Origin of the sequence: Photobacterium angustum (assembly GCF_003026365.1) — a bacterium.
GTDB classification, from domain to species: Bacteria; Pseudomonadota; Gammaproteobacteria; order Enterobacterales; family Vibrionaceae; genus Photobacterium; species Photobacterium angustum.
Map to the genome: position 1 here is coordinate 1 of NZ_PYOM01000028.1, position 22,725 is coordinate 22,725.

Consider the following 22,725-nt stretch of genomic DNA (forward strand, 5'->3'; position numbering starts at 1 on the left):
TACCTCATTAAAGATAATGCATCTTATTTTTCATATGACATTTCGTCAGGTCTAAAAGGAGAGAAAGTGACGGCTTCGAGTGGAGCTTATTATGTCACTTGTATTCAAAATGAAAATATTTCACTGACCCCAGTCGGCAATATCGTAATTAACCCTGATGATAAAGGCGAACGTGTACTACTTGGAACTATCACCAAGCACCCAGACATGAAAGTCGGAATAGTGAGAGTAGATGAAAGTAGTTCTTTAACAGCTAATGAGGTGGAGATACTTGTAAGTGGAAGTGGTTCCGAATTATCGATAACGACATTAAATAATAAAGTAGGCACTTATGTCCTTAAAATTTATGATCAAGCTAACCCAGATAACTATATAATCAGTCCGGCTATTGAATACATTGAACCCACCTTAGCTCATGCAGTAATTGATATCGTCAAAACAAGTAATGGTAAATTGTTTACCAATTCACCATCAGTGGCCTACCTAAAAAAAATTAATGGTCAAAGTATAGCAGACGCTATTCAGAAAGAAGGAGAAAAAGGGAAAGACGCTCAAGGCCCTGCCGGTGATTTTTACAAATTCAACTTTGAACACGCAGAGAACCTGTGCGATCACTACAATACCCTGAGTATAGGTGATCGAGATGACTGGCGCTTACCATCAAAAGATGAATTAAAAGATCAACTATACAAAGAGTTCGATAATATGTTTACAGCGCGCGGTTGGCCGACCGCTATCCGCTATTGGACGAAAACATCTACTGATCCTAATACATATAATACCGTGCGTCTTAGCAATGGTGCAGTCGGCAGTAATCCTAATGAAGAGAATAATAACTATTACGTATCCTGCGTCAGTGGTCCTGTAATACCGGATTTAGCTGGAGAGGAAATTGGATTTGTTTATGATAAAAATGGTAATTTGTTTACCAGTTCACCATCAGTGGCCTACCTAGACAACATTGGTGAGGTTGTTGAGGAAAATGGAACTCATGGCCCAAGTGGTTATTTCCACGCATTCACCTGGGATGATGCATGGCAATTATGTGCTCACTACAACGATGTACGTCTCGCCGGACGAGAAAACTGGTCTTTACCTAGTTTAAAAGAGTTACAAGGCCTATATCCCGTCTTTGGGAATATGTTTTTATCGGAAAATTGGCCGACCAGAAAACAATATTGGTCGGAGACTCATTATAATGGTGACATGTATTTCATGGCGGAACTCAAGGATGGCAATTGGGCCGCCACCAACAAGTCTGCTAGGAAATACGTATCCTGCCGCTCAGTAACTGAGTAACTGAGTAACTGAGTAACTGAAATTGAGCGTTGAGACTTTAACGCTTTAATTTTTAATTTTTGAAGTGCCAGAGTTGTATCTGGCACTTTCTTGATAAATATCAACGAATATTGAAACTAAATTAACATTGGTTGATTGCTGTCAACGTATTATTGGCATAAAGGTGTGAGTTTGAGTAAATAACCGACGAGCTTTCTTAGCTATTATCCAGTTACCACTTTCTGTGGGCTTTTATTTAATTACTTTAACCTAACCGAAGTCTCTGTTTTGCATGGGGTTCACGTATCTCTAATTATGGGGTGTCTTATGTACATTTCAAAACGGTTATTATTTGTCTAAACTCTCTAGCACCAAGAAATCTCCAATTTTCCCATTAGGTATGAATAAAAAACATTCAATTGAGCGTAGATTTATAGCTCGCCTAGAACATACTAAGTCCATATTCGGTTACATATCTTTGGAAACGATTGTTAATGGCCAATTAAAAAAACAATCTAATTTCAGATTATTAACTTTAAAAAAGGTAGATAAAATAGTGAATGCTCAAAGGAAGCCATCATCGATTCCAGAGTGCTTCAAAGAGCATAATAGGAACAAATCAACTCAAATTAAAAACCACTGAGACCGATGATATTATTTAATAGCGGCGTACAGTGTTGAACCAAAACATCACAACTTGAACAGTTATTCTAATCCAATGCTATTTAATGCCATAATAACGATATGTGCTTTGTAATTTGCGATATAAGCTTTTGAGCTCTAGGCTACGAAAACGCTAAGAGTTCGTCACACTCATGCCATGTTAACGAACATGCCCAGTTTGATAACAAAATAGAAAATTAAATTGAATGGCAGCGATAAGAAATTTTTTTGTTGAAGAGCTATCATTATAACTTTAATGACTACAGATTAGGTACTTTATAATAGGGAAACGAAACCTGAATTCTGCAGATTATTTCATCGAAAATCCCCCTCTTAACTTCCTTATAAATGAGGCCGAGTAAGGCCTCACTACTTAATTGTTTGGAAACGTATTAGCTCATTACCATATGACCCTTAAAACAAAGCTGTCTTAATTATTTTTTATATGTTCATGAGTAAATGGTACCAAAGAAGAAACTACTTTATATGCTAGAACGCTTTCTGCGCTAAGTTTTAGCCGAATATAGCGATAGTTATTTCCAAACACTTTGATACCACCAAACGCAGTAGATGGACCCTTAAATAAGAATTCGCACTCTGGGTTTCGTTCATGAATAGAATATGCTTCTTGATTATGGCAGTTAGTTTCTAAAAACTTTATTTTTTTGTTTTGTCTTATAATATCTAAAGTCTTTGAAATAATAGCTTTCCTGGGTGAAGATAACAGACTAAATCCTGAGATAACATATAAAGTTAAACTTTTATCATTATGTGTTTGAGGCTGAATAAATTCACAATTAGATAGTTTTTTGGATGCATGTCCTGAAGTGAGTGTTGACGTATCTAAAAAACCGTAAAGAAGGTGACCAATCATTTCTCCATGCTTATCAAAAAAAATATCCAGTTTTAGGTTAGCTTTTTGAAAATCAGACAAACTTGTATCAAGCCCTAAATAATCATTGTGGAATGCCATCAAGTTATGACAAAGATCTAGTTGGTTAGTCAAAGAATTATAGTGCTTTGTTGTAAAATCAGTTTTTTGGTAATTATACGGGTTGTGGTTTCTTTGAATAGATAATTCAAAATCCTTTTTCTCCTTTGAAGGTACTTTTGTTTTTTGATCTATCAAGGATGCGACATCTTGTCCTAAAGCTCGAGCAATGACTATCTGTTTTGATAGTATAGGCTTCGTAGTTCCACGCTCCCAGCGACTATATGTCGTTAAATCGAGTCTTGATAGCTTGCTCTCTGAATTTATAAGTATATTAACAGCTTCCTGCTGTGTTATTTGTAGTTTGCTTCTTGTGTTTTTTAAAAAAAGTGAAAATTCTTTTTTCATAAAAAGTTTTATCTGCTTTAAAAATGTTAATAATACTTAATAAGTTTATATTTTGTTAAGTATGAACTGTTGTATTCCATATGGGAATTTAATGCTTAACAGTATTGATTGCAAGTATTTTTTCGCTCCTTGGTGTGATTAAGATGATTAATTATTTCAATTATACCCAATTGAATAGTCACATCAAAAAATTGTCCTATTACTATATTGAAATTCAAATTTAATAGAGTAATAGAGTAATAGAGTAATAGAGTAATAGAGTAATAGGGCTATATAGATGCGTTAAATTTAACTTGATAAGTTTTTATTGAATAATGAATGTAGCTTGTGGGCATTGGTTGGTATCTTTATCTTTGTATGCCTATTTTATTGGTTGGGAGTTAATGTAAAATTGTTTGCAGAAATAAGCCAGTTACTAAATAAAATAAATTATCGGGGTCATATCAATATGGATAGGCATATACGGAACTTGCAGTGTTTTTCTTTAACCCAAAAGGTTGAAGGTCACGTCGCATATTGGTCTGATGATGTTATTGAAATACTTTTAATTAATAAGCATAAGTCATCAGTTATTTATCATAATACATTGAAAATAAATCGCTGAATCTCTTTTTATGACTAAAAAAGAGCCTAAATATAAGCTCTTAGATATTATGGTTTCATTGGTTTTATCTCTTTTATTTTAAAAGTATTGCCACATTATATTTAGCGTGGTTATTAAAGTGTTCATATTTATATGAGGGCTTTCATAACTTTGCTGGATGCGTAGTTAATCATCATAAATATGGATATAAATAATATATTAAAGGTTATATATAATGAAAAAAACAATTCTTTCTTTAGTTGCTCTTTCTGTTCTAGGTATGTCATCTACAGTAACGGCAGGAGATTACGAAACTGGTCAAGCGTCATTTCAATGGATTGGTACAGTTCCAGCTAAAACCGAAGCTTCAACTGGATACCAGATTGTTCAATCAGGTAGTGTTGGTTTTAATGAAGGTGTTATGACATTCGTTAACGATACTAGTGGTGTAAAGCTTACTAATGCTAACACGATTGGATTTAAAGTCATGGACGATGATACTGGTACGAACGCGCTAAAATATAAAGCAGAACTAACAAGTATCAAAGTAGGTGCTAATGATTTTGCAACTGAGCAAGAAGACGATGGATACTTTGCGGTACTGGCTGACGGTGAAAAACTTGAAATAGGTGCGGAAATTACTAAAGAAGCTAATGCTAATGTAACAATGCTTACGATAGCTGCAAAATCTGAAGATGCGACTGCTGACCTTGAAGCAAATGAAAGTGTTGTTGTTCAAGCGTTGCTTGCTGTTACACCAGAAGCCTAATCTCAACTAACTGAAAAATTATTAACTCCCTCTATATTGAGGGAGTTTATAAGGCAGATAAAATGCAATGGTACATGGTCATGGCTTGCTTAATTTTCGTATTTAGCTCTTTTTCTAAGGCCAGTAGCTTACAATATACGTTTATTCCCAAAGTCACTATTTTTAAGAAATCGCATTCAGATGCTATCGAGATTGACGCAAAAAAAGTCAATTTTTCTATACCTTATAATTCTGAGAAAGAAGCATTTCATCCTCTTGATATTCCTTTTGTGGTACGGGCGGTAGAAGGAAAACCGATTGATTATAATCTGTCACTGCAAGTTTCTGAACACTACTGTATTGATAATGGCAATAATAAATCTTTAAATCACTCAGTTTCTACCTTATTAGATGGAAAATCGTTCCCTCATGTTAATTCCGGTGAAGATGGAAGTAATGGCCTTCTTCTTGAAAATAAGGTGGAACAATCTCACAAGTTATCGCTGATATTTGATAATGGTAGTCTGCCTCAGTTGTCCAAAGAGCAAAACTGTTATGGCTTATTAGGTATCACCGCAGGAATAGAATTGTGAAGAACTTATTTATCCTATTGTTTTTTTCAGTTATGCCAGGAAAGGCTTTACTTGCTTCTAATCAGTACCCACTTGAGTTTGCAGACTTTTTCGAAGAGAGAAGGGAAACTGTTGAAGTTATAATTGCTGGCGAAGGGCTCAGTCAAAAAATTACTGCTGATGTCAGCTATGAGTCCTTTCGACTTAATGGTGAAGTGGACAATGCGATTTTCTTGTTGAGTCGTTATTTAGATGAGAGAAAAGTTACAGCAAGTGCGATTGAGAAAATCATTAAACAGCTATCGTCAGGTATTAAAGCTAATCCTGGGTGTGAAGGTATATTGCCTCGTTGTGTGCCTGAAAGTATTCCAGGGGAGGCTGGTTATGTTTATGATTTTGATAATAAATTATTGAAAATATTTATCTCACCTGAAATGTTGGATTCAAGCGGCACGAGTAAAGAATATTATTCATCGTTACGAACGAATAATGCGTTAATTAACTGGTCAGATCTGTATGCTTATTTCGGTGATGATGGAGATGCCCAGTTTAATTGGAGAAATAATACACTGTTGGGCTTACCCGCAGGTGTCCTTTCTCTTGATACGCAATATTATGACTCTAAGAATGAGCTCAACGTTTATAGAGCATTATATGATGTTGAAATAGGCGCACATCGAGGGTGGATAGGCTATCAAGACCGAGATAGTGAATCGTTGAATACTACTGATTTCTTAAGTTTTGGTGCGAATTACTCAGGTCTCGGACTTTCTCTTGGTTCATCATCGAATCTATTAAAAGGTAACAAACAAGCCCAACAGCGGATTTATTTTTATGCGGCTCAAACGGCTCAATTGGAAGTTTATAAAGGTGAGCGTTTATTGTTGAGTAGAGTTGTTCCCGCTGGACAACAATCAATTGGTTACGACGAGCTGCCACCGGGCGTTTACACGTTACGATTAGTATTAAAGCAAGGCTCAAGTGAAATATTTAATGATTTACGCCAAGTTGTTAATACAAAACAGTTTTCCCTCGCATTGAATGATTGGGACTATCGTATTGATTCTGGATATTTAAAAAATATTAATTACAGCGATGATAAATTAGATGAAATTTCTAACGCCGAGCGTATATATGCTCGAGGGGCTTTCTCTTATCGGCCTATTGAAGTATTACTAGGGGCGGGCAGTTTTACCCAAGGTGGAGACGACAGCTTAATACAACTTGGTGGTTTTTGGATGTTAGACGATAAGTTTAATATGCAATATACCGCAGGACTTTTTACCTCTGGGGACTCCTACCAGTACGGGAAATTGACTTATTCTTCTTTTTCTGCGTCTGTTCGACATGTTAAAGCGAATGAATACTCAAGCGCTCTTGTACGGTTATTGTATGGTGATGTGGATACAAAAGAGATTGGTGTAGGTTTTTTCGGGAATTTTTTCGGGGGGACTTCTTACCTAAGTTACTTTAATTATCAAACAGACGATGGTAATAGCAATGACAAAAGTGACAATATTTCTTTAACGTGGTCACGAGATCTGTTTGGTGGGCAATTTAGTTTTAACACGACGTACAACCATTATGGTCGTACTAAAGACACTTTAAACAGCAGCCTTACTTGGTCATATAACTTTGGTAACTCGCTAACTGGTCGTATCGGAATATATGCTGATAATGATGGTTTCTCTAATAATTTAAATAATTTAACGTATCAATATTCCGGTGATGATTATTTGGCATCTACCACAGCTGGCATAAAGTTAGGACGAGAGGGTAACGATGAATCCGAATGGTCTGGCAGTGTAAGTGGACATAACAGGTATCTTCAGCATAGTACAAACGCTTACGTTAACAGTAATGGCCAACGCTCGCTATCAACTACACTATCGGGCTCACAAATTCTTTCTAGTGATGGCGGTGCGCTAACTTATCAAAAAGGCAGTGCTTTTGTAGCGATAGAACCTGAATTTACCGAGCCATCAAAGCAAAAAGAGATCAAGTTAAAATATGACATTATTCGTGACGGTCAGTATTGGTATCGCGATTCCGTATCGGCATTACAAGGACAAATGATAGATTTATCACCTTATACTGAAGTGGCTTTCGAGCTAAATGCTGAGGCCGATAATGTTGATATCGAAAATAATAATTATCGACATTTTGTTCATCCTGGTACGTATTATCAGTTAGACAGCAAGGTAACACCATTAGAGAGTCAAACGTTCATTCTTAATGATATGTTTGGCAAGCCTATACCAGCTGTCCGTTGTATTGGTGAAGGATGTAAAAGTGTTGAGCCATTATCGGATGATGGTGTATATCGCGTTAACTTCCGTAAGAATTCGCCATTTAAATTGATATCTGAAAAAAGATTGTGTGTTTATGACTCTGATTTAATGGGTGAGCAGTATATTTACGCATATTGTCTTCCTGGATTGGATGATATTAATGACCAAATTGTATGGTCAGACATCCCTAATCTTATTAAGGATAATGATGTTGAACGAGCATTACTCTATATCGGTAAGTATGAATCGACAGAACAAGCTAAACACTTTTTAACTTTATTAAAAGAAGTGGGCTTGGAGTCAAAAGCGATTGAAGTCGCTAATGCGCAGTATGTATATGTGCGTTACTTAGAGCAATATACGACGGCTCAGCGTTCGTTATTAGAAAGTTTAGATGCTTATGTAATTTTAGATACCATCAGCATCGATCAATTATTTAGTGTGAGATAAAGAATGAATGAATTTTTAAAGTGTGGCCTTTTTCTATCTTTACTAGCCCCTACGGTTTCGCAGGCGATTGGCATTAATTCTATGATTGAGTTTGCTGAGCGAGGGGAAGGTAAATTTACCATTAACAATAACGATGGTTATCGTCAATTCATCCATGTTGCGATATCCTCTTTGGATGTTGAAAACGGTAAAATATTAAAAAAGCCGTATACCCGAGATAATATTGATCAATGGGATTTAACTTTGCGCCCCGCTAAAACCGTCATTGATTCCGGTTTACAAAAAGACTTTAAAGTGCAGTATGAGCCTAAGAATACGGATAATAAAGAAAGTGATAAATATTACCAACTGACGTTTGCGCCAACGCCGTATTTTTCTGGAAAAGAAAAGGTTAAACAAGTGATGCAGGTTGCTGTTGGGTTTGCTTCTATATTTGTTGTTCCTGCTGAAAAAGACCAACCTCTCAACTATAACGTTACTTATAATCAAGATCATATTCAGCTTAAGAATAATGGTGACAGTTATGTTCGTGCGTACTTTAACGCCTGTGAAGATACTGTAAAAGGTGAAGAGCGAAAGCAGTGCTCCAAAGTTGTATACGCCCTAGCTGGACGTGACTTACGGGTCTCTTTACCACCAGAAATGACTAAGCAAGGTAAGATAAACGCAGAGTTTTCAACGCATTATTCTACCTACGAAAAAACGGTTACGTTGACAAAAGGTCAAACTATCCGAAGCTAGGAGTAGGTGATGAAACGTTTGTTATTGATGTGGTTAGCCATTGGGGCTATGTATGCTTTCAGTCCGTTAAGTGCAAATGCAGCTGAAATCGAGGGCAGAATTAAAGGAGAAAATTTGGAGTGGATAAATGCATCCACGATATCTTCAAATCTCGCGCCGAGCATTTGGTATACCCCAATAAATTTACCCTATGCTGATCAATTCGTGCCTGGCGGTCCAAATACTATTACCGAGCAGATAATCACGTTGCAAAGTGGAGGAGGTATGCAGATAAATCTCCCAATTGAATTAGCAGGGATGCAATATGAAGTCTCAGGTAATACTAATGTGGAAGATATAAGTGGCGGGTCGTCAACATCAGACGCACAGACGGGAAATAAACGAGTCACAGTCATAGGTGAAGGGGTAGCTAATAAGCGTATAACTCTAAATCAATTCGAAATACCATTTACTCATTATCGTCCACTGATTAAAAACATTGATAAACGTATATGGTTAAATGCATTTCAGGAGGCAAATGCACCTACAGGAAGATATATGGGTACTCTTAACGTGAGAGTACCTTATGACTATTACCGAAATAGTACCCGTATCCGTAATACATTGGATTTTCGAATTGATGTGGTTTTGGAGTATTCCCCTGCGTTACTAACTAGTGTAGATGTATTTGGAGCGGATGTTATTGAACCTCGTTACTACGGTTATCCAGAAACTTTAGTGAGTGGCAGTACTGAATACACTATTACAGCAAAAGGAATATTCCCCAATGGGGTACTCGTTGGGTTAAGACCAATATCAGAATTTTATCAATTAAAGCCGATGAAAGACAGCGAAGTCGATATTGGTATTCCTTATAGCGTTAAATGCACTTCAGGGTGTGATAAAAATGATTTTATTACTGATGGGTTTCCGGATATAGACAATATCAATAATAGAGCTCGCATAACAACAAACAGTGGGGGTACCAAGGCTGAAGCTCGCTTAAATGTGAGCTTTAAAGATAAAAAGTTATCAGAGCTCAATAACGATACCTATGTAGGGCGATTTGTACTGATTTTTGAAGCTGGTATTTAGATTTGAATTAAATTACACATCTACGAAAGTTATTGTAGTTCTTATAGGCGGACCTTTGCGGCAGTGCAGAGGGCACTGCTTTAGGGTTGGGAAAGGGCTTTAACCTACGTTTAAATATATGAGCGTTCAGTATTTAATATTTTTTAGTTTCGATATGCCAGAGTTGTATCTGGCACTTTTTAGGGGAAGATCAGCGAATATCGAAACTAAATTAGCGTTGATTGAAAGCTGTTAACGTATTGTTGGCATATTAATGAGAGCGGAATTTTTCGTTTTTATGAACAATCGCCTTTAATGGTATTGAGTATCTCATTACGAGAGCTGTCTGGTGAGCTGTTTGGGGCCTTACCTGGCAGCTTTTTTTATTGACGTGATTTTCAATTTTCTGACTTTCCATCATCAATATTTACAAGCTCCTTGCGTGTTCTTATTGAATGCTGCTTAATCTAATTAGATTTTGTTCCAATATTTTCTTCCTCTTGAGAGTCGACTCTTTCCGAAAAAGTAAAAACACCAATGTGAAATACTAGTTGACTATTGTATTTCGAATCGTTCAACTCAGCTTGGGATATCCAATCGTTTCTACTACGTCTTATCGTATAAAATATGTAGCTTTAGTGTTGCAACAAAGCCGCTACGAATTAAACAAGCTAGGCATTGGTGATAACTATATAATCGCTAAAATTTTGAGCCGTACAGTGATTTGGATGGCTAAGAAGTTAGCAAATAGATATTTAGCGGGATAGAAAGCTTAGAATATTCTTCGTTCTATCGGGTTGTATTTTATGCCGTTGATAACAAATATAAATGTGAGTTGGAGAAGATAACGAACGAATAAATTTTCGGCTATCTAGTTCCCGCTTTAAATATGTATTTTATATGTTATTTATTTCAACTATTTTAACTTGACCGAAATTATTACTGTATTTTATAGAGAGTGCATTGTTTTCTTTTAGCCATGGTTTTTTTCGTAGTTCACTATCGATATCATCGACTCCTAATGAAATAGGGATATTAATCTGAGCCGATATATTAGGAACGGTACCTTTCCACGAAAAAGATGATTCGGTATCAGACCATACAGGACAACTAAATAATACAGAACATAACATTAATAAATATCGCATAAATCAATCCTTAATTTGTGATATCTAGTCTTAATATAAACAAAAAAATAGAAATATGAATTATTATTTTAAAAAAATAGTGGTTATTATTAGACTGGTTTGCTGAGAAAGTGGTTTTTATTGGTGTTATATGCTGCTCTGATGGTATTGTTTAGTTGGCATTATTGCCTTGTGGGGTTGAAATTAGTTTTTTATAGTAAATTATACATACGCCTGTTAACAATATTCTCAAGTTTTGTTCTATTATTTTTATTTAGTGATCGAAAACTTACATATTACGCTTAAAAGCGTATGTTTTTATTAATGCATGCTAAACATCGATAAGTTCCGTTTTCCAATAATGGCGCTGGGTTTGAATATCAATTAGTTAAAGTCTAATTACTTCAATCAATTGATTTAAAATAGAGAAATGGTCATGTGCGACTAGCGAAGAATCTTAAATAGAACGGATGGTAAATTGAGGCGAATTTTTTTTATTACAGCATGATGAAAGTGAAAATAGGAATAAGAAAACTCCACCGTAATAAATAGCATCTTTAATATTAACATTAAAATCTATTAATAATGTTAAACATTTTTTATTTTTCACACTCTAAGGTTGGGCAATTTTGTTTTGTCTTTTTTGTCTATGCCTATTACTTTCTCTGTCTGTATTTGGGATTATTAAATGACTTTCTATCTGGGTGAGTATTATGAACAACAGAGAGTTACTAATTTTAAAGGCTGAGCTAGAGCAGTGCTTAAAAAAGACCAGAGAAGCGATTTTATTAAGAGATGTTGATAAGCTCAGTATTATTTTGTATGAATTAGAAGTGGCTCAAAAAAAATTTGAGATTTCATATGCGAAGATATATAGCAACCGCTTTTCTAAAAATGATGCTCTTTGTTCTCTGACTCCCGAGGGTAGTTATGTATCAGTATGACGTGCATAAATACGTCTACGAACCCCAAAAGCTCACAGTATAATTATTGCAATTAACGAAACATGCCAGAATGCGTTTGTTGCTATAATATTACTCTATAGTATATTTTTAGCAAAATATCAGAAATACACTAGTGTTGGAAAGTATTAATTGGAATAATGACATAGCATATGAATATCCAGGTGGCATCATAAGAATGAAAAATCTAATCAAGATTTTAGCCTACTCGACCTTCCGAACATGTTGAAGAAATACAGCAAGGTTTAGTTGTCGAGAATAAATGTTTCGATAAATTTGAAGTTCACTATGTAACAGTAATGATGTTTAAAGAAAATGTTTTAAATTGTATTTGTTAAGACGGTAGGGATACATTGAAACGCTCTTAAGACAGTGGATTTTAACTCGATAGAAGAAAGGATGATTGAATAATTTGAATTTCATTCCTAACTTAATGGATTATCCGGTATTTGTAAAGCTGTATAACGATATTCGATTTAATATTTGTGTGAATAAAAACACGTACTGCTACTTTGCCGCATTACTTCTGTAATAATCATCGCTATATTTTTAATATTATATTTTAAAAGAGGGTTAATTTATGGCTTCAAAAAAAACTTTTTTATTAAATAATGAGCAGAGACAACGTACATTAGCTTTAAAAGCATCAAATAAGACAAAAAATAAATTTATTATAGAGTATCGTAAGAAAAATGGCATCGCATAAGATTATTAATATATTATCTTTATTCATTGGAGTGTACGAGTATCAGATGGATGTAGATATATGCTTCTTGAAATGTTGTTATCTAAACTTTTATTGTCGCATTAATGAGTTAAATTCTATATTTCATAGGCATATTTAAGGTTATACACAACCTTTATTAAATGAGTATTTAATACTTGCGATAATATTAAAAATAAAAGTTATATATTAATACTGCGTGGAATTCCAAATGTCAAAGTCAACACTAAAATTAATACACTTTTTTTCTGCAATAACAAGCTTTATATTAGTTTTATCTTTTTTTATGAGTTCAATTATGATCGAACTGTTTGGGGACATATCAAGTGTAGTTATAGTTAAAACGGCTATCTTGTTTGGTGCTTTTTTACTCATTCCTTTAATGGCCATAACAGGGATTACAGGTGCAAAAATGGCAGGGAATGTAAATAAAGGCCCTATAGGTAGAAAGAAAAAACGTATGCCATTGATCGCTTTTAACGGGGTGTTTGTTTTATTACCCTGTGCTTTATATCTTTATTACTTATCTAGCAATCATCAGTTTTCCTATACTTTTTATATTGTCCAAATCATTGAGTTCATTGCTGGAGTAACTAACCTTTCCTTGATGGCTTTAAATATTTTCGATACTAAAAAATTGCGCAGTAATAAAGCTCAATCTGCATAGTTGTATAAATTTATTGAGTTATCTTCTTTTTTATTTCAGGTAACTCGTTGTTCTTTATTTAAAATAATACTTTTCTGCTAGTTAGAGAAATAAATTATTACTGATACCATGATTTATAAGTATATAAATATTTTTTATATACTTATCATTCTTTCATTATGATTCTGTGGCTAGATTATCTGACTAACTTGATAGGTATTTTCATGAGCTATTTCGATTATTGGGGAAAAACTAATAAATCAGATCCATCTAATTATCATTTATTACCTTATCACTGTTTAGATGTTGCAGCTATTGGACAACAACTGCTTTCGACTGATGCGATTTTGATACGTGAATTATCTCAATTACTTGATATTGATGAAAAACAGCTTTCTAACTTAGTTGTGTTTTTTATCGCTCTGCATGATTTAGGGAAATTTGCATCTGCTTTTCAAGCTATTTCTTCAAACAATGTAGGTTTTTCGGCTAAACAATATGATGCATCAAAAGCTAAGCATGATCGTTTAGGTGTGTATTTTTGGGACCAAATTTGTGATGAAGTTATTTTATTTTTAGCTGCTGATTGCGATGAAGATGAAGAGGATATTCTTGATAATCTCAATATATTAATGAATGTAGTCCTAGGGCACCATGGTGCGCCTGTTGAAATGGTTAAGCCTCGAGAGTTAAAGCCATTTACGGAGTCAAGAAATATCGATGATGTTCGTAATTATGTTCATGCGCTATATGACTTATTGCAGCCTTGCTTACCAAAATTAATTGATAATCAGCGTTTAGAACAATCAAGTTGGCATTTAGCGGGTATCACTGTTTTGGCTGATTGGCTTGGCTCAAACACAGATTATTTTCCGTATAACTCAACAAAGATGCCTTTATCTGACTATTGGAAACAAGCTCAGAAACAAGCGTCTATTGCTTTAATAAAAACAGGTTTTTCTTTACGTGCTAAGCCGTCTGAGTTTGTTTCCATCCAACACCACTTTGGTTTTGAACCGACGCCACTACAACAATGGGCTCAAACTGTTCAGCTTTCTGACTCTCCTCAATTATTTATATTAGAAGATGTCACAGGAGCAGGTAAAACGGAAGCTGCTCTTGCATTAACTCATAGACTAATGGCTCTGGGTGTGGCTGATGGGTTTTATTTTGGTTTACCGACAATGGCAACGTCAAATGCCATGTTTAATCGTGTAACCGAACACTATTCTAATATGTTTGAGAATGAACGTGATCGAATTATGCCCAGTATTGTACTGGCTCAAAGTAGCAGTGCTCTTAATGATCGTTTTCAAACGGTCAAATTGACATCAGGTAAGTTAGATGATGATTATTATCAACACGATCAAACCGCAACTGCATTATGCAATGCTTGGTTAGCTGATTCACGCAAGAAAGCCTTGCTTGCCACCGTTGGTGTAGGGACTATCGATCAAGCATTGTTAGCGGTGTTACCAAGAAAACATCAATCTCTTCGATTATTAGGGCTACATCGTAAGGTACTGATTTTTGATGAGGTTCATGCGGCTGATGAGTATATGTTTACGCTATTAGAATCCTTATTAGAACAACATCTACGCCATGGTGGCTCAGCTATTTTATTAACGGCGACACTCTCAATAGAGCAACGCCAAAAACTCGCGAATATTTGGTTAAAAGCTGGGCACTTACCACTTAAAAGTCTGACTTGTACCACTGCTAATGATTTTCCTCTGGCAACACAGGTATGTTTGGATCCTTTTAATTCTTTAATTGAAACGCCGCTTAAAAGTCGGGCTGATGTGTGTCGCGAAGTAACCGTTACCCAACTTCATACCGAAACAGCTTGTATCGAGAAGATTGTTCAGGCCGTTCTTGCGGGGCAGTGTGTCGCTTGGATTCGAAACTCAGTAGATGATGCACGTGCTGCATATGATCTTGTCACTCAAGCGTTAGCAGCGGCAGAGTGTGATTTATCATCTAATAAAGTCATGCTTTTTCATAGTCGATTTACGTTAGTTGATAGAAAACGTATTGAGCAACAAGTCTTAAATTGCCTCAGCAAAAAAACAGCTGATGGTGAGCTTATTACAGGTGAACAACGTCAGGGTACTGTACTAATTGCAACCCAAGTTTTCCAAGAAAGCTTAGATGCTGATGTCGATGTAATGATTTCTGATATTTGTCCAATAGATGACTTGATCCAACGTGCCGGTCGATTGCACCGTCATACGCGAGATATTAATGGGCAATATTATAATGGTGTTGATCAACGTTCGGCGCCTGTTTTGTATCTCCATGCGCCGAAGTGGGAAGAAGAACCGCAGGTTGATTGGCTCAGTCAAGATTTCCGTAATACCGAATATGTGTATCGCTCTCCCGGTCGATTATGGCTTGCTCAACGTAAACTCATTGAGCTCGGTGCTATTCGTATGCCAAGCGAAGCCCGTACTCTTATTGAGGCCGTTTATAGTGAAAAATCGCAAGCTCAGATCCCTACTGCATTAATTACGAAAGAAGATGAATTAATTGCAGAACAAAGCTTAAAAACAGCCTCCGCAAAATCACAACTGATTGATTTCCAATATGGGTATTGTTATAGCAGTCAAAAACACTGGTCAGAAGATCAGTATGACATTAGTACTCGTTTTTGTGATAGAGAAACGGCTCAAATTTTAGTACTTAAATGCAATGAGAACGGGGAGTTAGTACCTTGGCAAGAAGATCTTTGTCATGCGATTACCCTTAGTACTTTGTCAGTAGCAAAACTTAAATATGCCGATCATTTGCAACCATTAACAGAACAGCAAACATTATTGTTAGCAAAGCGTTATCCCAACATCAAATACATACAACCTTGGTACCCCGAACAAGACCCTATGTCTGGTTATAGTGCGACGAGTGGTTTTTATCAGCGTAATCAATAAGAGGAAAACAATGAATTTACTTCATGCGTCATGGTTACCCTTTCGACTTCGTAATGGTGATCAAGAATGGCGATCATTAATGGCGATTACAGATCCGGATATTGTTGATTTTGCGTTACCTCGAGCTGATTTTCAGGGGGCAGCTTATCAATTGGTGATAGGGATATTACAAACGGCTTTTGCACCTAAAGATAAAAAGCAATGGCGCCAGTATTACGCACAACCACCAACAATAAATGAGCTAAAAACCGCTTTTGATACGATTGAACATGCGTTTGAGTTAACAGGTGATGGTCCCTTGTTTATGCAAGATCATGATCCATTATCTCAGCAAGAAATGAGCCCAATAAGCGGCTTATTAATTGATGCGCCGGGCGCGAATGGTATTAAAAACAATACCGATTTTTTTGTTAAACGTGGCATAGGTGAAGTGATGTCACCAGCAATGGCGGCACTGGCATTGTTTACGTTACAAATTAATGCACCTGCTGGCGGTTCTGGCCATCGTGTCGGTTTACGTGGCGGTGGTCCATTAACTACCTTGATTATGCCGAGTGATAAACAAAGTTCTTTATGGAATAAGTTGTGGCTCAATGTCATTAACCGCAACACATGGCGTTATGACGATCCTAACTTCCATGACGGAAGTGTTTTTCCTTGGCTAGCACCGACAATTGAAAGCATAAAAAAAAGCGGCGAAATTTACCCATCAACAGAAGGGGTCCATCCTTTACAGGTTTATTGGGCGATGCCACGACGAATTCGCCTAGTGATTGCTGATGAGCCTCTGCAATGTTTGATAAGTGGTAAAAATAATAAGCAATGTGTACGCCATTATCGCACTAAGAATTACGGTAATAATTATGTTGGTAATTGGGATCCGCATCCGTTTACACCCTATAAATGGAATCCCAAAAAGCCGAATGAAGATCATCTCTCCCAAAAAGGGCAACCCGGTGGTATTAGCTATAAAAACTGGGATCTAATGGCATTATCTTGTGACGGTAATGGTCATATTTGTGCGCGTGTTGTTGATCATTATAGCGATGTTGCTAAACGAAACTGGCATGAACAACCCCAATTATGGGTATTTGGCTATGACATGGACAACATGAAACCACGTGGATGGTATAGCACCATGATGCCTTTATTTAATGTGGAAGCAGAAAGTCATGATGACATTATTAATGCGACGAAAGAATTACAAGAATTGGCTAATAACGCACTCTATCAAACCCGTAGCCAGATAAAAGCGGCATGGTTTGAAAAGCCGAGTGATGCCAAAGGTGATACCAGTTTTATTGATCTGGATTTTTGGCAAAAAACAGAAGAAGCGTTTTATTTAACGGTTTCTCATATCGCTCATAATATCAACCAACAGCAAACTGCTTTGAGTTCAGAACAAGCAAAATACTGGCGCAATACTATTCAATCCGTAAGTGAGCAGTTATTTGATAATTATGCCTTAGATGACTTAGGCGATGTACGTTCAATGGCAAAACGTATGGATGCGAGAGGAAAATTAATGGGGTGGCTATATGGCAGTAAAAATATAAAAGCATTTAACGATAATCATAACCTTATAGCAGCTAAGGATACTAAACATGCTAAGTAACACAGAAGAAAAAGTACTTAGGGGGTGGTGGCAAAGTTTAGTGCTTTCTGATGCCGAATTAAAAGAAAAGCATCTACTGTCTGCGCCAAGTGGTCATAAAGCAAAGTTAAAGCGGGCTGAATCAGTCGATGCGGTATTAATGCAAGATGCTTTTTGCACATTATGGCTAAGTCTTCAAGAGCAAGAGAATTATTCTGCTAATGATATGGAGTGTTGGGCTGTCATCGCTGCATCCTTAATTCACGTATCTCCAGGTTATCAAGATGGGATAGCTATCGCTGCCGGTAAAAAAATTAAAAAAAGTGATAAATCATTAGTCAGTGAAATGCGATTTTCTCAGCTTCAAGCAGCAAAAACGCCTGATGAATTATTGCGTACTTCGCGCCGTTTGCTGAAGTTAATGAAAGGGAAGGTAGATCCACTGACTTTAGCGGAAGATATCAAACAATGGTTTAGTGAACACCATCATTCAGAGTTTGTTCGAGCTAAAAATCGTATTTGCGTGAAATGGGCAATGGACTATTACCGCGCAGCAAAATAAGAATTTCATTTTATTTATATGAGAACATCAATAATGAGCCAATTTATTCAGCTTCATACACTGACCTCTTACGCACCATCTAACTTAAACCGTGATGATTTAGGTCGTCCAAAAACTGCAAAAATGGGTGGCTTTGATCGTTTACGAGTCAGCTCACAAAGTCAAAAACGTCACTGGCGCACTTCTGACTTATTTGAACAATCGATAGCTGGCAATCTAGGTATTCGTACTAAACGTTTTGGACAAACTGTATTTGATGCATTGATAACTCTAAATGTTAAAGAGAATAGTGCGACAGAATGGGCGAGATTAATTGCAGGTCAGTTTGGAAAATTGAAAAAAGATAGCTTAGACATTGAGCAATTAGCACATATTAGCCCTGTAGAGAAAGATTTAGCGTTATCGTTAGTTGCTGTTATTGCAAAAGAAGATAGGGTACCAACTAAGGATGAATTAAAAGCATTAAAATCACAACAAACCGCCGTTGATATTGCTTTATTTGGTCGAATGTTGGCCTCTGAACCAGAGTTTAATGTTGATGCTGCTTGTCAGGTGGCACATGCTCTCAGTGTCCATCAAGTGACTATTGAGGATGATTATTTTACTGCTGTTGATGATCTTAACGACGGTAAAACAGATTCAGGCTCGGCGCATATTGGCGAAGCAGGGTTTGCATCTGCATTGTTTTATAACTATATCTGCATCAATAAAACTCAGTTAGTTGAAAACCTTAGTGGTGATGAAGCTCTTGCTAACGCTGCGATTGCCGCTCTAACTGAAGCGGTAGTGAAAGTTTCACCAACGGGTAAGCAAAATAGTTTTGCGTCACGCGCTTATGCTAGTTACGTCATGGCAGAAAAAGGTCAGCAACAACCACGTTCATTATCAGTAGCATTTTTAAAACCAATTAATGATCAAGATATGGCAACGGCAGCGATTGATGCTATTTCAAAGCAAGCTATTAATTTTGATAAAGTTTATGGTGCTTGTGCTGAGAGTCGTTATGAAGTTAATGCAATGATTGGTAAAGGATCATTTGCTGAGCTTTGTCAGTTTGTAACTGAGTAAGGAGCAAATATGCAACCTTATTTAGTCTTTCGACTTTATGGTGCAATGGCGAGTTGGGGCCAACCGGCTGTTGGCGGTGATCGTCATACCGGAGTTATTCCATCGCGCTCAGCATTATTAGGGTTATTAGGTGCTGCGCTTGGTATTAAACGTGATGATCAATCATCACTGACGATGCTGCAAAAAAGTGTACAGTTTTCGATCAAACAATGGGTATCAAGTTCATTATTACGAGATTACCACACGACGCAAGTAGCTGCGAACAATAATAAAGTACACTATCACACTCGTAAGCAAGAGCTTGATATGGGCAAATTAGCGACAGTGTTATCAAATCGTGATTATCGCTGTGATGGTATTTGGGTTGTTGCTGTATCACTGACAAATGATGCTATGTTTTCATTTAAACAACTACAGCAAGCGTTATTAACGCCAACTTACCCGTTGTGCCTTGGTCGTAAATCGTGTCCGCCAGCGGTACCGTTAATGCCAACTATTTTAGAACCATGTTCATTAAAACAAGCGTTAGATGCGCCATTTCCTGCTATTACGGGAAGTGGAAAAAGCGATCGTTATTGGTTTGGCTGTGTTAGTCAACATCGTGTTGCGACTTACTATTGGTCGGGTGATAAAGCAGCAATGGGTGACATTGACGATAATGTAGTGATCACAACTCAACCATGGGATGAGCCTATCAATCGTCAGCGGTGGCAGTTTACCCAGCGTACTATGCATCAAGTAACGCTGCCGGTTTTAGAGGATGAATAACAGCATGTATTTATCAAAAATAACACTTGCACCGTCGGCAACGTTAGCAGAAACATTGCTAATGCTACAACGTAATGATGCCTATGCAGCACACCAGTTATTATGGCAATTATTTCATCAACAGTCAGAACGCCAATTTATTTATCGACAAGAGCTAATGCCAAATGGATTACCAGTTTTTTGGGTATTATCGCGAGTTGCTCCTGATGAAACGAATGCGCAATGGCAAAAACATACTAAACGGTTTACTCCACAATTAAAAGTAGGGCAACGCTTAGCGTTTAAATTACGTGCAAATCCAACCGTTTGGAATAATACGACTAAAAAGCGTCATGATGTGATGATGCATGCTAAGTATCAAGCTAAACAACAAGACGTTGGTGCAGAAATGTTATCGCATTATATGCAGCAAGCAGCTCAACAATGGCTTTGTGATCCGAAACGTTCAGAGCGATGGGGGATTAGCTTTGATACTGTACCTGATATTGAAGCGTATACCCAGCATCAAAGTGAAAAAAAATCGAAGCAGCGTATTCAATTTTCTAGTGTGGATTATCAAGGGATTTTGACGATACAGAGCCCTGAAAAATTCCTTACTCAATATCAACAAGGTTTTGGGCGAGCAAAAGCACTAGGTTGCGGTTTGATGTTAATTCGAGGTATTTGATGGCATTTATCCCACTGAAACCGATTCCTATTAAAGATCGTAATTCAATGATCTTTGTCGGAATGGGGCGTATTGATGTTAGAGATGGCGCTTTTGTTGTTATTGATGATGTAAATGGCGAGCGTATGCATATACCTGTGGGATCTATTTCTTGTTTATTGTTAGAGCCTGGAACACGCATTAGTCATGCTGCGATAAAATTAGCTGCAACCACTGGTACATTATTAATTTGGGTCGGTGAGGCTGGCGTTCGAGTCTATTCCGTTGGTCAACCTGGAGGTGCTCGTTCAGATAAGCTACTTTATCAAGCTAAATTAGCGCTAGACCCTGATTTGCGCTTAAAAGTTGTTCGTAAAATGTTTGAATTACGTTTTGGCGATGTCGCTCCAGCTCGGCGTAGTGTTGACCAATTACGAGGAATTGAAGGGGCACGAGTTCGTAAAACATACCAAAAAATGGCTCTGCAATATGATGTGAAATGGAAAGGTCGTCGTTATGAACCAAAAGACTGGGATAAAGGTGATGTAATCAATCAATGTATTAGTGCGGCGACAGCTTGCTTATATGGTGTCACAGAAGCTGCTATTCTAGCTGCGGGTTATGCTCCGGCTATTGGATTTTTACATACAGGTAAGCCGCTTTCCTTTGTCTATGATATTGCAGACATCATTAAATTTGAAACTGTCGTACCAGTTGCATTTAAAGTTGCCTCATATCAGCCATTATCTCCTGATAGACAAGTGAGGATGGCCTGTAGAGAAGAATTCCGTAAACACCAGACGCTGAAAAAACTGATACCACTTATCGATGAAGTACTCAGTGCGGGAGATATTACAGCTCCTGAACCTTATATAGATGCGCAGCCTCCTGCTATACCAGAGCCAATTACGATTGGTGATAGTGGCCATAGGAGTAAATAGTTTATGAGTATGCTTGTTGTGGTTACTGAAGTGGTACCGCCTCGATTACGAGGACGTCTTGCAGTTTGGTTATTAGAAGTTAGGGCAGGTGTATATATAGGGAACGTTTCTCGAAAAATCAGAGAAATGATCTGGGAACACATTGAATGCCTTGCTGAAGATGGCAATGTTGTAATGGCGTGGGGAACCAATACCGAATCAGGTTTTGACTTCCAAACTTATGGCAAAAACCGTCGAGAGCCCGTTGATTTAGGCGGGTTACGTTTAGTGAAATTTTTACCTGCAGACATGATTACTGAATGAAAAAATGTTCTTTAAAAAGTTGGTAGATCTCCAATGGTAGTAATTTACCCTTAAAATCAATAGATTGTATTTAGAGTGTTCCCCGCACCCTCGGGGATAAACCGTACGGATGACATTGCAGTAATTAAACTTACACGTGTTCCCCGCACCCTCGGGGATAAACCGGGGATAAATTGCCGCCAAGAGGGAAGGCTCAGCGTGTTCCCCGCACCCTCGGGGATAAACCGTGAGGAACCAATACACCAGCGATGTTATCTACCGTGTTCCCCGCACCCTCGGGGATAAACCGCAAATGAATGAATGCAAAAGTGAAATTGATAAGTGTTCCCCGCACCCTCGGGGATAAACCGTTTTCAGTAAAATTATAATAATTCATTATAATGTGTTCCCCGCACCCTCGGGGATAAACCGTAATTAATTGCACTAAAAACATCATCGAAACCGTGTTCCCCGCACCCTCGGGGATAAACCGTGCGTGAATTGCCAAAAAATTTGGATTCTATCGTGTTCCCCGCACCCTCGGGGATAAACCGGTACTTGGCCTAACGCTGTATCAACAGGAACCGTGTTCCCCGCACCCTCGGGGATAAACCGTATGTTCCTTGGTGTCGTGTTGGCGAAGGAAAGTGTTCCCCGCACCCTCGGGGATAAACCGCATTAATAATTATTATAATAAAAAGGATGCTGGTGTTCCCCGCACCCTCGGGGATAAACCGATGGCAGCTGCAACAGTTGCTGA

The 22,725-nt window shown here is 37.3% G+C and carries 19 protein-coding genes and 1 CRISPR repeat array (1 of these 20 only partly in view); of the genes, 17 read left to right on the forward strand and 2 right to left on the reverse strand.

Annotated features, from left to right (window positions below; all coding sequences use genetic code 11):
* The coding region (locus CTN01_RS21190; RefSeq protein WP_211317087.1) for an Lcl domain-containing protein at window positions 1-1,299 on the forward strand (1,299 nt) is incomplete at its 5' end.
* A gap of 1,072 nt (window positions 1,300-2,371) precedes the next feature.
* Here CTN01_RS21190 and CTN01_RS21195 read toward each other — a convergent pair.
* The gene (locus tag CTN01_RS21195; protein ID WP_045150558.1) at window positions 2,372-3,280 is read right to left on the reverse strand and encodes a helix-turn-helix domain-containing protein; all 909 of its coding nucleotides are present in this window, start codon (window positions 3,278-3,280) and stop codon (window positions 2,372-2,374) included.
* Window positions 3,281-4,098: 818 nt separating this feature from the next.
* On the opposite strand from CTN01_RS21195, the gene CTN01_RS21200 reads away from it, so the two are divergent.
* The 5 genes from CTN01_RS21200 (at window position 4,099) to CTN01_RS21220 (ending at window position 9,739) form a co-directional block, all read left to right on the forward strand.
* A complete protein-coding gene (locus CTN01_RS21200; protein WP_045130504.1) occupies window positions 4,099-4,632 on the forward strand; it encodes a hypothetical protein in 534 nt (177 codons plus the stop codon).
* A gap of 80 nt (window positions 4,633-4,712) precedes the next feature.
* The gene (locus CTN01_RS21205; RefSeq protein ID WP_146150438.1) at window positions 4,713-5,204 is read left to right on the forward strand and encodes a hypothetical protein; all 492 of its coding nucleotides are present in this window, start codon (window positions 4,713-4,715) and stop codon (window positions 5,202-5,204) included.
* Window positions 5,201-7,924 carry a TcfC E-set like domain-containing protein gene (locus CTN01_RS21210; protein WP_052666737.1) on the forward strand — a complete coding sequence of 908 codons (2,724 nt, stop codon included), beginning with the start codon at window positions 5,201-5,203 and terminating at the stop codon, window positions 7,922-7,924. Before CTN01_RS21205 ends, CTN01_RS21210 begins: the two co-directional genes overlap by 4 nt.
* Before the next feature lie 3 nt (window positions 7,925-7,927).
* Window positions 7,928-8,665 carry a fimbrial biogenesis chaperone gene (locus tag CTN01_RS21215; protein WP_045083567.1) on the forward strand — a complete coding sequence of 246 codons (738 nt, stop codon included), beginning with the start codon at window positions 7,928-7,930 and terminating at the stop codon, window positions 8,663-8,665.
* 9 nt (window positions 8,666-8,674) lie between these two features.
* Window positions 8,675-9,739: a hypothetical protein gene (locus CTN01_RS21220; RefSeq protein ID WP_045130502.1), complete on the forward strand. Its 1,065-nt coding sequence runs from the start codon at window positions 8,675-8,677 to the stop codon at window positions 9,737-9,739.
* A gap of 875 nt (window positions 9,740-10,614) precedes the next feature.
* Here CTN01_RS21220 and CTN01_RS21225 read toward each other — a convergent pair.
* Complete coding sequence (locus tag CTN01_RS21225) at window positions 10,615-10,866, reverse strand: hypothetical protein (RefSeq protein ID WP_045130501.1); 252 nt, start codon at window positions 10,864-10,866, stop codon at window positions 10,615-10,617.
* A 692-nt stretch (window positions 10,867-11,558) separates the two neighbouring features.
* On the opposite strand from CTN01_RS21225, the gene CTN01_RS21230 reads away from it, so the two are divergent.
* The 11 genes from CTN01_RS21230 (at window position 11,559) to cas2e (ending at window position 21,986) form a co-directional block, all read left to right on the forward strand.
* Entirely contained in the window at window positions 11,559-11,789 is a 231-nt protein-coding gene (locus tag CTN01_RS21230; RefSeq protein WP_045130500.1) for a hypothetical protein, read from the forward strand.
* Window positions 11,790-12,387: 598 nt separating this feature from the next.
* Entirely contained in the window at window positions 12,388-12,513 is a 126-nt protein-coding gene (locus tag CTN01_RS23145; RefSeq protein WP_258179910.1) for a hypothetical protein, read from the forward strand.
* A gap of 229 nt (window positions 12,514-12,742) precedes the next feature.
* Complete coding sequence (locus CTN01_RS21235) at window positions 12,743-13,198, forward strand: hypothetical protein (protein ID WP_045130499.1); 456 nt, start codon at window positions 12,743-12,745, stop codon at window positions 13,196-13,198.
* Between the two features lie 203 nt (window positions 13,199-13,401).
* Window positions 13,402-16,104 (forward strand): CRISPR-associated helicase/endonuclease Cas3, encoded by a 2,703-nt coding sequence (locus CTN01_RS21240; RefSeq protein ID WP_045150557.1) that lies wholly within the window; start codon window positions 13,402-13,404, stop codon window positions 16,102-16,104.
* 10 nt (window positions 16,105-16,114) lie between these two features.
* Complete coding sequence (gene casA / locus CTN01_RS21245) at window positions 16,115-17,719, forward strand: type I-E CRISPR-associated protein Cse1/CasA (RefSeq protein WP_045130498.1); 1,605 nt, start codon at window positions 16,115-16,117, stop codon at window positions 17,717-17,719.
* Window positions 17,709-18,260: a type I-E CRISPR-associated protein Cse2/CasB gene (gene casB, locus CTN01_RS21250; RefSeq protein ID WP_045137455.1), complete on the forward strand. Its 552-nt coding sequence runs from the start codon at window positions 17,709-17,711 to the stop codon at window positions 18,258-18,260. The genes casA and casB overlap by 11 nt, the downstream gene beginning before the upstream one ends.
* Before the next feature lie 33 nt (window positions 18,261-18,293).
* The gene (gene cas7e, locus CTN01_RS21255; protein ID WP_045150556.1) at window positions 18,294-19,328 is read left to right on the forward strand and encodes a type I-E CRISPR-associated protein Cas7/Cse4/CasC; all 1,035 of its coding nucleotides are present in this window, start codon (window positions 18,294-18,296) and stop codon (window positions 19,326-19,328) included.
* Window positions 19,329-19,337: 9 nt separating this feature from the next.
* Window positions 19,338-20,096 (forward strand): type I-E CRISPR-associated protein Cas5/CasD, encoded by a 759-nt coding sequence (cas5e, locus tag CTN01_RS21260; protein WP_045150555.1) that lies wholly within the window; start codon window positions 19,338-19,340, stop codon window positions 20,094-20,096.
* Between the two features lie 4 nt (window positions 20,097-20,100).
* Window positions 20,101-20,763: a type I-E CRISPR-associated protein Cas6/Cse3/CasE gene (gene cas6e, locus CTN01_RS21265; protein WP_045150559.1), complete on the forward strand. Its 663-nt coding sequence runs from the start codon at window positions 20,101-20,103 to the stop codon at window positions 20,761-20,763.
* Window positions 20,763-21,683 (forward strand): type I-E CRISPR-associated endonuclease Cas1e, encoded by a 921-nt coding sequence (cas1e, locus tag CTN01_RS21270; RefSeq protein ID WP_045150554.1) that lies wholly within the window; start codon window positions 20,763-20,765, stop codon window positions 21,681-21,683. Before cas6e ends, cas1e begins: the two co-directional genes overlap by 1 nt.
* A gap of 3 nt (window positions 21,684-21,686) precedes the next feature.
* Window positions 21,687-21,986, forward strand: a complete 300-nt coding sequence (cas2e, locus tag CTN01_RS21275; protein ID WP_045083576.1) for a type I-E CRISPR-associated endoribonuclease Cas2e — start codon at window positions 21,687-21,689, stop codon at window positions 21,984-21,986.
* Window positions 21,987-22,061: 75 nt separating this feature from the next.
* A CRISPR array of direct repeats spans window positions 22,062-22,725; the repeat unit is 29 nt; unit sequence GTGTTCCCCGCACCCTCGGGGATAAACCG (it continues 3,398 nt past the right edge of the window).